This window comes from Hymenobacter sp., assembly GCF_035709525.1.
Taxonomy (GTDB): Bacteria; Bacteroidota; Bacteroidia; order Cytophagales; family Hymenobacteraceae; genus Hymenobacter.
The window spans coordinates 65,329-78,314 of sequence record NZ_DASTEP010000027.1; the positions used below are offsets into that span (position 1 = coordinate 65,329).

A 12,986-nucleotide genomic window follows, 5' to 3' on the forward strand; every position below is an offset into this window, starting at 1 on the left:
CGTTTGAGTTAACTCAAAACTTAGAACTCAAAACTCTTAACTCACTATGCTGCCAGCGCTTCCTGATAGATGCGCTGGAGCTGCTGGCCCCGGCGCTCCCAGGTGTGGTGCTGGGCCACGTGGCGGCGGCTGAGGACGGCTTCGGCGGCCAGCAGGCGCGGCGAGTCGTGGAGCCAGCGCAGGCGCTCGGCAAAGTCTTTAACGTTTTGATTGAACGCCTTGTAAGGCACTTTCAGGCTGGAGGCGGCGGGCGTCAATTCGCCGGGGCCTTCGTTTTCGTAGCACAGCACCGGCACGCCGTAGCTCATGGCTTCGGCTACTACCATGCCCGCTCCTTCGTGCGAGGGAAAGAAGAACACCGAGGCCTCGCGGTAGATGTCGAGCAGCTCAGTGCGGGCCAGCCAGGGGCGGTGCACTGCGCAGTCAGTCAGCTTATTATCTTTCAAGAGCTGCTGCAAGCGGCCTTCCTCGGGGCCACTACCGATGAGTAGCAAGCGGGCTTTGGCTTGCTCGGCGGCGGACAGGGCGTGGTAGAATTTGGCGAAGGCCAGAATTACCATATCGAAGCCTTTGAGCGGTACCATGCGGGCGGCAATCATTACCGTAAAGTCGGCTTTGGGCGCAGGCTCGGCACCTAGGGCCACAGCGGGCAGGTCTACGGCCACCGAGGGTACTATTTCGTAGCGGCTGGCGGGTAGGCCCAAGCGCGGAGCTACCGCCGAATTCATGCACAGCACCCGCTCCGAGGCCCGGCGCGTCACGCGTAGGAAGGGGTCGAGGGCCCAGAAAATGTGCTTTAGGCTGCCAATCGCCCGGTCTTTCACGAAGGCGGCCTTGCCGTACTGCGCCAGGTGGCTGGCCGGAATGGGTGAGTGGTGCCCAATAGGTCCCCATACCATAGGCCGGCCCAGCAGCCACAAAAACGAGGGCGTCCAGTCGTTGTGAAAGTTGAGATTGTGTACCAAGTCCACGGCCAGCTTCTGGCGGCGCAGCCATACGGCCAAGCCCACTTGCCACATGTAGAAGTAGATAAGCGACAAAAGCGGGCCTTTTTTCCACCAGCGCGTCCAGACCGGCAGGTCGAAGTAACGGAAGTCTACGTTGGCAGCCAGGGCAGCAGCTTCGGGGTTTTCGGCGAGGTAGCGCTCGATGTGCGGGCCGTTGTTCTCGCGGGTCACGGCCACTACTTTCTGGAAACGAGCAGCTTGCAGAATGAAGTTCCAGCCCATGCCATCTTCCGAGCCCTTATAGGGGTTCACGGCGTAGGCGGTGATGAGTACCGTGTTCATAATCAAGCAGCGGCGAGAATGTTGTTGATAGCTTCGGGCGTAACCGGCTGAGGTGCGCGGCTCGAAATGATGCGGGCGGGCACCCCGGCCACCACGCTGCCGGCCGGTACCGAGCGCGTAACTACCGCGCCCGCCGCCACCACGCAGCCCGCCCCGATAATGACGCCATCGAGCACGGTGACCTTGCTGCCAATCCAGCAATTTGGCCCGATGCTGATGCCCTGGCGCGTGACGCCTTGCAGGCGGATAAGCTCGTTGTAGTTGCCGTGCAGGTGGTTTTCGGGGTGGCAGCTAAAGTATTGACCGATAATGCAGTCGTCGCCGATGCTGAGGCCACCGCCGCCCCCTAGGTAGGCAAATTCGCCGATGCCCACGCGGTTGCCCAGCTTGATGTACTGGCCGGGTTCGGCCAGCGACGTGGATACGATAACCTGGCTGAAGGCCCCGATGCTCACGCTGTCGCCCATTACGAGGCCGCCCTGGCCCAGGCCGCTAAAGCGGGCGTAGTCGCCCACTTTCAGCCACTTGCCAAACCGGATGCGCCCTAGGTGCTGAAACCGCACGCCCGCCCCCAGCATAGCCCCACCCGAAGCCCGGCCCCGCAGCCACAGGCGGCAGCCGCGCAGCAGGCTCCCAGCTGTCTGGGTCCCGAAGCTGAGCAAAATGCCAGTGCTCACGGCCGGGTGCAGCGCGAAGTGCGGATTGCGGCGGCGTACGAAGCGTTCGAGTAAAGATTTCATATAAAGCGACAGAATATCAATTATTTAATCCTAATAAGCCCCTTGCTAATAAGCTGTTATATCTCCTGCTGGATGTAGCGCCCAATCAGGTTTAGCGTGGTGTCTAGGTCTTGGTTTTCGATGGGCACGTAGCGCGAGCGGCGGTAGCGGGCCCCGAGTGCCCCAAACAGTGACTTGTATTGCTGCGTGAGCTGGGTGATGGTGCTGGCCGAGAGCTCCTGCTTGCGGCGCAAAATCTCCTGCGGGTCGGCGTAGAGGAAGAAGTTGAGCTTGGGCTTGTTGACGAGCGCGTAGAGCGCCTGGGTGAAGCCAGTGGGCAGGCTGATGTTGCTGCGGCGGCCGTCGTTGATGAAGTCGAAGTAGTAGCGGTCGTAGAGCACCACATGGCCGCGCCGGGTGTGCCGGAGCCAGATAACTGCCTGGCCCACTACATAATCGAGGTAGTAGTAGCCAAAGCGCACCAGCGACGAACCTAGGCCGAAGTTTTGGCCTTGGCGAGGCAGGCTTTGCACGCTGCGGGCTTCGGCGCCCTCCTTGCCATACTTCCAGGCGCTGAGGATGGGCAGTACCGAGGGCCGGTGGCGGATAACTACCACCCGCTTGCGCCATTTCTTTTCGAGGCGCTCCTTCACGTGGTTGATAACCGTGGACTTGCCCGCGCCATCGACCCCGCTGAAGGTGATGATGAGCCCACCAGGCCGCACAAAATCGGCGGCGGTGCTGAGCAGGTAGCGCAGGCCGCGGCGCTTGCGGGCCACGCGGCCGTTGGCTGGCTGCTGGCGCAGGGCGTGGTGCAACAGGGCCGCTTTGGCCGGTTGCCATACACTAGCGCAAGCCAAACTGCTAAAAGTGATACCGTAAGTTTCGGCTAGGTGAGCCAGCATAGCCTCCTGGCGCTCGGGGCTTTGCTGCTGAAAGTGCCGCAGGTGCGTGAGCGGCAAGTCGCTCTGATTGAGCCAGTAAAACAGCCAGGTGTACGCAAAATCATGGAGCAGCGCCGGTACAGGCACGCCGGCCACCGCCCGCTCGGCCTGCGCCAGCACAGCTGGGGCGTCGAGTAGCTGCAAGGCTTTGCGGTGCATGGCGTGCAGCAGGTCTACCGACAGCAGCGAGCCATCCTGAAACAGGCAATCGACCGATACCATGTGCGCAGCCTTGCGCACCGTAGCCGACTGCACCAGCGCGAAGCTTTGCATGAATTGCACGCCCCCTAGGGTGTCGGGCTGGGTCAGCAGCAGGTCGAGGTCCGAAGTAGGGGCTGGGTAGTAAGCATTGGCGGCGCGGGGCTTGAGCACCACGCCGGGCTGGGGCAGCAGCTGCACGTAGTCGAGCAGGTCGTAGATGGCCAGCTGGCGGTGCTCGACGGTGGTGGCGAGCTCGCGGGTGAGCAGCGCGTTCCAGCCATTCAGCAGCCAGCCGATTTGGGCGTGCCAGTCGGGTTGGGCGTGGTAGAGCAGTGCGCCGGTCGAAACCTGGTGCAGCAGGTAAAGCTGCCAAGCCAGGGCAATTTCGGCCATCGGCACGCTCGGAAAATACTTGCTTGCCACGCCCAGCGCCCGCTCGCGGATGCCGGCAGCCGGCTCGCGCGTCACGAGCAGCGCCTGCTGGGTAATGAAGTGGAATAAGTCGTAGAGCAGCGACGCCTCGGGCTGGGCCATTTCGAGGTCGTAGATGGCGAGTTTATCGCCACCCAGCCAGCAGTTCCAAGGTGTGAAGTCGCCGTGGGCAAAGGCAAACGTGGCCTGGCTCAGCGGGTCGATGGTTTCGCGCAGGTGGCGCAGCTTGGTGCGTAAGCCGAAAGGAATGCGGGTTTCGGGCAGCTCTTCGAGCGCCGTAATCTGCTCGCCAATGGTTTGCCAGCAGGCACTAGCCACCAGCGGCTGGCGCACCTGAGTTGCATCGAGCACTTCGGTGAGGCAGCGGGTGTGGGCCGCGCCAAAGCGGGCAGCGCGCTGGGCTGCGGTGGGCTTCACGCTGCTTTGCAGCAAGTGGCTGCCTTCGGCATAGCCCTCAATGCGTGGCAATTCAAACGACGTGAAACCGCACTCGGCCAGGTGGTCGAGGTAGCGAGCCTCGGCGGCTACTTTTTCGGTGGCGGCAGCACCTAGGGGCAACTTGGCGAATACGCGCTGGCCGGGAGCCGCGTCGTAGCAGCACACGGCCTTGCGGTTGGGGCCGGGCGTGCCGGTGAAGAGGGCAAAGTTGCTCGTGGGCCACGCCTGCTGCCCGGTGGCGGCAAAGCGCCCCGGCAGTTTCTTGAAAAACAGCCCCTGGAGCCGGCACGCAAACACTATCCGCACCAGCGAGCTAAACAACCGGGCCTTGGGCGAAGCCGCGTTGTAAAACTCCAGAAACAGCGGCTGGCGCAGCGTGGTGGGCCACACCCAGCGCAGGCTGCCATCGGGGTTGCGGCAGCCGCGCAGCTGCACGCCACCCGTGGCAGCGGGCGCGTAGCCCAACCGGCCTAGCAAGGTGGTCAAGTCGATAGTAGCGGTAGCGGATAGTAGCGTTGGAGTCATGCCAGCCCCAAGGCCAACCGAGTGCCAAATGGCTTTATTTAGCTAACTATCTATTAATCAACCTAAAAAATATTAGCAGCAGCGCGGCATCTCCAGGCGCTGGAACGGGTTTCCAGCATCTGGAATGTATTCTGCCAAGATTGGAATGGCGCAATTTGCACCCAGGCACTGTGCAGTTGGCTTTTTTGCAGACTTAAACTGAGCTACTGTAGGGCAAACGACACCGAAAAACGGCCGTCCCTATCGGCAGCAGCCCCAGTGGGGCAGCCCGTCGGTAGTAGAGGCCAGGCAAAAAAGAGGCAAAAGCCCCGTAGGGGCGGCCCAGCCAGCTGCTTGGGTCGCCCCTACGGGGCTTTGCGCGTCGAACCGAACCATTTTCTACCGACGGGCCGCCCCGCTGGGGCTACTGCTGATAAGCCGCAACGTGAGTTAGCTAGCGACCACGGACGCAACAGCTTTGGGCTTTTCAAACACCTCGCGCAGCTTCATAAACGGCACCTCTACGTAGGTATACAGCAGCAGCGCGCCCAGCAGCAGCAGCACCCAGTAGAGGGCGTAGGCTACCAGCCAGCCGCCCGCGCCCAGGTACGGCGTGAATACCGATTTTTCTAAAGGCTCCAGCACCAGCGTGATGAGTACTGACTTATTCAGCAAATACATAGAGTACGAAATGAGGCTGAGCAGCGTGAGGCCGCGCATGGCCGGCGTGTAGTGCTGGCGACGCAGCTGCGAAAAGAAAGGCAGCACCAGCAGCACCGTGAGGCCTTCGAGCAGCGGGCGTAGCCACACGTTGTAAAACAGCACGTCGGAACCCAGCTTCGGGTACAGAAACGTAACCACCAGCAGGGCCGCCGCCAGCCCGAGGCCAGGCCGGCGCAGCCGGTGCCACAGCCCGGCATAGTAGTGCTGGAGGTAGCAGGCCAGCACGCCCAGCGCGATGGCATCGAGGCGGGCGGCCACCACGCGGCGGTAGTAGCCATCCCACAGTGCCGCGTCGAGGCCCTTGCCCTGCTGGTACTGGCAGTACTTGAACACAAGGGGTAAAACCAGAAACAGCGCGACAGTACCCGCCATAGCGGCCCGGCGACTGCGCGTGAGACCCGCCAACACCAGCACCACCACGGGAAAGAGCAGGTAGAACCACTCTTCCACAGCCAGGCTCCAGCCTTCGGGGAAGAAAGCGGGGTGCGGGGCCACCAGGTTTTGGCTGAAGCAGAAGTAGCGCCACACCTCGGCCGGCAGCTTGCCCTGGCAGGCCACCACGGCCACCGCGCCGCCCAGCACCACCAGGTAGGCGGGCAGCGTGCGCAGCCAGCGCCGCATCCAGAAGTGGCCGAGCGAGAAGGGCTTGCGCGCATCGAGCAGGGCCTTGAGCAGAATGCCGCCGATGAGGTAGCCGCTGAGCACGAAGAAGATATTGACCCCATCGATGGCCGATACCGGCAGGTTGTGCCACGACCGGTAGGCGGGCGGCACCAGCATCACGGCGTGGCCGTATACGGTGATGAAAATAGCCACCGCCCGCAGCAGGTCGAGCCCAAAAATGCGGTGGTGCGGGCTGCCCAGCGCGCGGCTGGCCAAGGCTGCAAGGTTAGGCATAGCAGTAGAATTATCAGAATAGTATAGCGCACCACAAACGGCCACGCCGGCACCGCCAAAGCCCACCCCGCCAGCGGCGAGGTGGGCACAAAACCAGGCTCCGAAAGCCCACTAGGCGCGGCGGCGTAGCTGCCGCAGGCGGCGCAGGCCGTAGGCGGCCCCGCCGGCCAGCAGCAGCGAGGCGCCGCCATCGAGCGGCACGGCCGCCGGGGGCGGGCTGCCGGGGGCCGGCCCGCCCGTACCGGGCTGGGCCTGGCCGACCAGGGCAAAGAACAAAAGGCAGATAATCAGAAAATAACGAGACATAACGAGCTGTTTTAAAAAGAATACTACTCCCCTACTCCACTACCAGGCGCTTGGCTACTACCCCGGCGCTGGTGCTGAGGCGCAGGGTGTACACGCCGGCCGGCAGGCCGGCCAGGCCCAGCTGGTGCGCGCGCGCGCCCTGCGCCGCCAGCGTGGCGGTGCGGACCTCACGGCCCAGGGCGTCGAGCAGGGCGGCGGCCACCGGCTGCGTGCCGAGGGCGGCGGGCAGCTCTACGTAGGCCACGGTGCGGGCGGGGTTGGGGTACACGGCCACTTGGGCCGAGGTGGCGGCGGTGGTGGCCAAGGCCGTTTGCGGGTTGATTACCAGCTCGAAGCGCGCGCCCAGGAAGGCGGCATTCTGGCTAAACGAGTAGCTGGGCTGCTGCGCCAGGTCGGTAAGGGTGCCAAGCTGGAGGTCGCGCAAATACACGCGCAGGTTGGTTAAATTCAGCAGCTGCTCGGCGTGCAGGGTGTAGGTGCCGGTGGCGGGCACGTACACATTGAGCGGTACGGTAAGCGAGCCCGTGGGCAGGGCGCGGCCGTCGATGGCCAGGGCCTGGCCGGTGGTGGCGGCGGTGCTCAGGTTGAGGCCGGTGCTGTTGGGCAGCTTGGCGGCGTCGAACTGGGCGTCGAGGCCGGCGGTGGCCCCGCTTTCGAAGTACACGATGGCCGCGTCGGTGGCCGCGCCGGTGCCGCGCAGCGCCAGGTGCACCTGCGGGCGGGCGTCGGCGGTGGGGCGCTGCACGCTGGTAGTGACGTCGAAGGCCGTGAGGCGCTGGCTGTTGCGGAAGGTGAACGAGCCAGTGGTCTGGCCGGCAGCTACCCGCACGAAAAAGCCCTGGCCGCTGGGCACGATGGAGTTGTTAGCGCCATTGGTGCTGAGGCCGTTGACGTAGGCGCGGTACTGGGTGCTGTACTGGCCCAGGCTCTGGCTCACGTAGGTGGCGGCGTCGAGGTTTACGCGGTCGGCGGCGGCTACCAAACTCAGGTCGAGCGGGGCAGGGTACGGGTTGCCGAGTAGCTGCCAGCCGGCGGCGGGCGCGGTGGCGTCGCTGTTGCGGCTCAGCGGCACGGCGAGGTCGCCGTTGTTGAGCGTGCCCATGAAGTCGACTACCTCGCTGGCGGGCAGGTTCACGGTGTAGCCGCGGCCCACGGCGAGGGCATCGGTCAGCGCCGCCGGCGACACCCAGCCTTTGTCGAAGATGTCGAGGTTATTGGCCAGCGCGAGGCGGCTCTGGTCGTAGCCGTACACGGTGGGGAAGGGCGTTTCGGCCGTGGGCGTGGCCGAGGTATTGTAGGCCGGGTTTACCACGGGCACAAAGCCGGCGGTGGCCAGGTCAGCCACGGTGGTGTTGCCCACCGGGGCGCTGAACTGGCGGTAGCCCAGGCCAGCATTCAGGGTGGGGTCGATGGCGCGCTGCACGGTGGCCGCGCCCACTACCACGCCGCCATTGTTGTGCACCAGCGCCGAGCCGGCGGTGGGCGTCGAAAGCAGCGTCAGGGTTTTGCCATTGGTAGCCAGGTCGTAGTCGAGGCGCAGCACCTGCGCGATGGCCACGTCGTTGGTCAGCTGCACGCCGGCCGGGGCGCTGCCCGACACGTCTTGCACGCTGAGGCTGCGCACCTGCGCGGGCAGGCCGGTGCCGGTTTCGCTACCAGCTACCGCACTGCCATACACGTAGTTGGCATCGGGGGCAAAGGTGCGGGTAGTGGTTTGGATGCTGCCCGTGCTACCCGAGGCAGCCAGGCCGGCCGGGTGGCCGGTGCTCAGGGTGCCGCCATCGGCCAGCACGAAGCTGCTGCCGGCCACGACGTAGGTTTTGGCGTTGAGCTGGCCGCCGCTTTGCACGGCCAGCGTGCCCAGCACGGTGAGGTTGCCGGCCAGCGTGGCCGTGCCGGTGTTGGTCACGGTCACGTTGCGATACGTGCCGCTGATGGGCTGCGCGTTGCTCACTACCAGGTCGGCGGGCACGGTGAAGGGCCGGGCCGAGGTGGCCGTGCCGGCCGCCGTCGTCACGCTGAGGGGGCCGGTAGTAGCTCCGGCCGGTACCGACACGGTAATCTGGGTAGCTGAATTCACCACGAAGCCCGGCGCGCTCGTGCCGTTGAACTGCACGCTGGAAACCGACGTGAAGCCCCGCCCGGTGAGCACCACGCTGGTGCCGGCCAGGCCATTATCGGGGGTGAAGCTGACGATGGCCAGCGGCGAGGCCAGCGTAGCCAGAAAGCCCGTATTGCCCGAAATGGGCCCCGCGATGGTGAGGGCATCGAAGCTGGCCGAGGCCGGGATGCTGGTGCCCATGTTGTTGCTCAGCATGATGTAGCCGCCCACCACGATGTCGCCGGTGCCCGTGATAGCCAGGCTGTTGGCCTGGTCGTAGCTGATGCCGCCGGCCCGCTTGGCCCAGAGCCAGCTGCCGCTGGCGTTGGCCTTGGCCACGAAGGCATCGCTGCCGCCCGCGCTGCTGAGGCTGGTGCTGCCGAAGGTAGCCGTGCCGTTGAAGAAGCCCGCGAGCACGGGGTTGCCGGTGGCATCCAGCACCAGGTCGGTGCTTTGCTGCGAGTCGGTGCCCCCGGCCAGCTTGGCCCACTGCCAGGCCCCGGCACCATCGAGCTTGGCCAGGAATACGTTGTAGGTATACGAATTGGCCCCGGTGCTGGCGAGGCTGGTGCCGCCAAAGCTAGCCGTGCCCGAGAAGTAGCCGGTCAGGAATACGCTGCCACTCGCATCGAGCGCCAGGCGGCTGCCCTGCACACTACCGGCCCCAGTGGCCGCTTTGGCCCACTGCCAGCTGCCCCCAGCACTGAGCTTAGTCACGAAGAGGTTGGTGGTGTACTGGTCGGCGGTGGTGAGGCTGGTGCTGCCGAAGCTGGTAGTGCCGCTATAAGAGCCCGTGACGAAGACGTTGCCGCTGGCATCGACCTGCACGCTGGCTCCCTGCACGCGGCCGGTGGTGGTGCCGGTCTGGGCCCATAGCCAACTGCCGGCCGCGTCGAGCTTGGCCACGAAAAGCTGGTCGTTGTACTGCGCGGCGCTGGTGAGGCTGGTGCCGCCAAAGTTGGCTGTGCCGTAGAAGTAACCCGTCAGCAGCACGTTGCCGCTGGCGTCGAGCGCCACGCCGGTGCCTTGCACGGTGGCCGTGGGGCTGGTAGCCGTTTTGGCCCAGAGCCAGTTGCCGTTGGCGTCGAGCTTGGCCACAAACAGCTGGTTGCCATATTGGGCCGCGCTGGTGAGGGTGAGGCCGCCGAAGGTGCCCGTGCCGGTGAAGGCCCCCGTCAGCACCACGTTGCCGCTGGCATCGAGCGCCAGGCCATTGGCCAGGTCGTAGCCGCTGCCACCAAACGCTTTCACCCAGAGCCAGTTGCCGGCTGCATCGCGCTTGCCCACGAAGCCATCTTGCCGGCCCTGGCTGGTGAGAGTGGTGCTGCCAAAGGTAGTACTACCCGTGAAAGTGCCCAGCACCAGCGTGTTGCCGCCGGCCTCGGCAGCCGTGGCCGTGATGATGGTGTTGGTGCCGGCGTTGCCCTGCGCGGCCCACTTCCAGTCGGTAGCGCTGGTTTTGGCTATGAACAGGGTGTTGTCGGTGTCGTTGCTGGTGAGGGTGGTGCTGCCAAAGCTGGCCGCCCCGCCAAACGTGCCGGCCAGCACGGCGTTGCCGCTGGCATCGGCCGCCACGCTCGCGCCCGTGCCCAGCGCATTTTTGGCCCAGCTCCAGGCACCGGTGCCGCTGAGGCTGGCTACTACCAGGTTGTCGCCGTTGCCGGCGCTGGTGAGGGTCGTGCTGCCCAGCGCGAGGCTACCGTTGAAGGTGCCCGAAATGAGCGCGCTGCCATTGGGGGCAATGGCAATGCCGCTACCCTGGTCGCGGCCGGGGCCGCCGGCCGACTTGGCCCAGCTCCAGGCGCCGGCGTTGGTGAGCTTCAGCACCGCGATGTCGTCGCTACCCACGCTGCTGAGGCTGGTGCTGCCGAAGCTGCCCGTGCCCGCGTAGCTGGCAATGGCCCACACGTTGCCGCTGGCGTCGAGGGCCAGGTCGTTGCCCTGGTCGTAGCCGCTGCCGCCGGCCTGCTTCACCCAGCTCCAGGTGCCGTTGGCGGCCAGCTTGGCCACAAAAATGTCGTAGCCGCCCGCGCTGGTGAGGCTGGTGCTGCCAAAGGGCGCAGTGGCAGAGAAAAGCCCGGTGACGAAGACGTTGCCGCTGGCGTCGAAGGCCACGCCGCTGCCCTGGTCTGAGGAAGAGCCCCCAAAGCCCTTAGCCCACAGCCAGTTGCCCGCGCCATCAAGCTTGGCCACGTAGCCGTCGTAGTAGTTGCCGCTTACCGTGATGGCCGTGTTGCCGAAGTTGGCCGTGCGGCTGGTGTAGCCCGTGATGGCCACGTTGCCGCTGGCATCGGTGGCAATGTCGGTGCCCACGTCGATGCTGGTGCCCGTGGTGCCTTTGGCCCACTGCCAGGTGCCGCCGGCGTCGAGCTTGGCGACAAAGGTGTGGGTGCCGCTCACGTTCAGGGTTATGTTGCCAAACTGCGAGCTGCTGTAAGTCGACCCCGTCACGAAGACGTTGCCGCTGGCATCGACGGCCACGCCCAGGCCCTGCTCGCTGCTGACGCCGCCGGCCCCGCGCACCCAGAGCCAGTTGCCGTTGGTGTCGAGCTTACCCACAAAAATATCGTCGCCGCCCGCGCTGGTCAGGGTCGTGCCCCCTACTACCACCGTGCCGCTGAAGAAGCCCGTTACCAAGGTGTTGCCATTGGCATCAACCGCCGTTTTGCCCCCGTAGAGGCGCCCGCCGATGCCGGCTTGGTTGAGCGACTGCGCCGCCTGCCAGCCGGGCACCTGGGCCTGCGCTACCGGCGCGGCGGCCAGCAAGCCCAGCACCACGGGCAGGCGCTTGAGGGCTTTGGCCAGCCGGCGCTGGGCGGCGCGGCGCGTTTGCCGGCTTAGCCGGGCCGATGTACTACGCTCCTGTTGTAGGAAAACCTGTTGCATGTAATTTGTAAAAAGAAAAAGGGAAAAAATAATGAAATCGTAGCGCTAGCGGCCGCATTTTGGCCGCTTAGTATATATTATAGAAGTTTGTAAATAAGTATTTTACCCTACACCACGGCCAGCTCGGGGCGGCGGCGCGCCAGCCACAGCTGCTCGCGGTCGGTGAGCAGGGCGTGGAAGCGCAAGCTCACGAAGCAGATGAGGAACTGGTAGAACAGGATGCCGTAGTTGGTCATGCCGAAAATGCCGAACTCGGTGAAGGAGTTGATGAGAATCGGGATGAGCAGCCCCACGCCCGTGAGCCGCAGCTGCGGGCTGCTGGTGCGGATGAAACCCCGGATGGTGGCCCCCAGCTGTATCATCACGATGGTGAAGCCCACCAGGCCCAGGTTCATCAAGACCTGAATGAAAGTGTTGTGCGCCATTTGGGCCGCGTAGGTATGCACGCTCTGGAAGTACTCGCCGTAGGCAATGCGCATGAAGCCGTAGCCGAGCAGCGGCTCGCGGGGCAGCCCCTCGGTGAGCAGGGCGTGCCAGAAGGGTAGGCGGCCGGTCATGCTCAGTACTTCCTCCAGCCCGCCCTGCTTGATGAATACCAGCGGCACCAGCGCCGGCACGGCCAGCAGCACCGATAGGTTGGCGCCGATTTTCAGGCGCTTATTGCCGGCTTGCTGGATGTGGAAAAACACAATCAGCAGAAAGCCCACCAGCGACGAGCGCGAGCCCGTGAGCACGAGCGCCAGCAGCAGCGCCGCGATTTTGACGAGCGTCCAGGCCAGGCGGTGGCGGCGGTAGAAATTGAACAGCAGGCAGGCAATACCTACCGCGCAGAGCATGCCGAGCTCGTTGGGGTTCATGATAAAGCCCCCCAGGCGGGCCTCCTCGCCATCGTGGGTGAGGCGGTAAAACACGTCGGGCGCGATGAGCATGCCGACCAAAAACACGCTCAAAATCAGGAACGTGGCATTGCCCAGCACATGGTAGAAGCGCACCGGGCTGCCGGGAAAGAACTCATCGAGCAGCAGAAAGCACTTCACGAAGTAGAAGGCGAACACCAACGTCTCTACATCCATCAGCCACTGCAACAGCGAGTAGCCGGGGTTGCGCGACCACAGCAGCGACGCCAGCCCCAGCCCCAGGTAGGCCCCGTAGAGCAGCGGCGACCAGCTATTGTGCCAGCGAAACGAGTCCACCGCCCCGCGCTTAATAATGAGCCGGTACGTGCCGTAGGCCGCCGCCGTCATGGCCAGGCGGCTCACCAGCTTCAGCACGCGCGTTACGCCCACGTCTTCGTTCCAGGTGAAAAACCCGGCCAGCTTAATGAGTACGATGATGGTGAGCAGCACGCTCATCGTGCGCAGGAAGCGGTGGTGCGACTTGGGGGTAGTGAGTATAGACATAGCAACTGATAATTAATAATTTGGCTTTTCGACCGTGAGACCCCACCCCCGGCCCCTCCCCTCCGGGAGAGGGGAGCCAGATGAGTTTTGAGTTCTAAGTTTTGAGTTAAGAGTTCGGCAACTCAAAATTTAGAACTCAAAACTCT

General features: G+C 64.4%; 7 protein-coding genes. All 7 read right to left on the reverse strand.

The features are described 5' to 3' along the window. Positions 1-44 precede the first annotated feature (44 nt). Positions 45-1,289: a glycosyltransferase gene (locus tag VFO93_RS02590; protein WP_325132753.1), complete on the reverse strand. Its 1,245-nt coding sequence runs from the start codon at positions 1,287-1,289 to the stop codon at positions 45-47. Between the two features lie 2 nt (positions 1,290-1,291). After that, positions 1,292-2,029 carry an acyltransferase gene (locus VFO93_RS02595; protein WP_325132754.1) on the reverse strand — a complete coding sequence of 246 codons (738 nt, stop codon included), beginning with the start codon at positions 2,027-2,029 and terminating at the stop codon, positions 1,292-1,294. 56 nt (positions 2,030-2,085) lie between these two features. Beyond that, a complete protein-coding gene (locus VFO93_RS02600; protein ID WP_325132755.1) occupies positions 2,086-4,509 on the reverse strand; it encodes a hypothetical protein in 2,424 nt (807 codons plus the stop codon). A gap of 468 nt (positions 4,510-4,977) precedes the next feature. After that, the gene (locus VFO93_RS02605; RefSeq protein ID WP_325132756.1) at positions 4,978-6,147 is read right to left on the reverse strand and encodes an acyltransferase; all 1,170 of its coding nucleotides are present in this window, start codon (positions 6,145-6,147) and stop codon (positions 4,978-4,980) included. Between the two features lie 111 nt (positions 6,148-6,258). Then, entirely contained in the window at positions 6,259-6,453 is a 195-nt protein-coding gene (locus tag VFO93_RS02610) for a PID-CTERM protein-sorting domain-containing protein (RefSeq protein ID WP_325132757.1), read from the reverse strand. A 31-nt stretch (positions 6,454-6,484) separates the two neighbouring features. After that, entirely contained in the window at positions 6,485-11,440 is a 4,956-nt protein-coding gene (locus tag VFO93_RS02615) for a T9SS type A sorting domain-containing protein (RefSeq protein ID WP_325132758.1), read from the reverse strand. A 107-nt stretch (positions 11,441-11,547) separates the two neighbouring features. Further along, complete coding sequence (locus VFO93_RS02620; RefSeq protein WP_325132759.1) at positions 11,548-12,840, reverse strand: O-antigen ligase family protein; 1,293 nt, start codon at positions 12,838-12,840, stop codon at positions 11,548-11,550. Between the last annotated feature and the right edge of the window lie 146 nt (positions 12,841-12,986).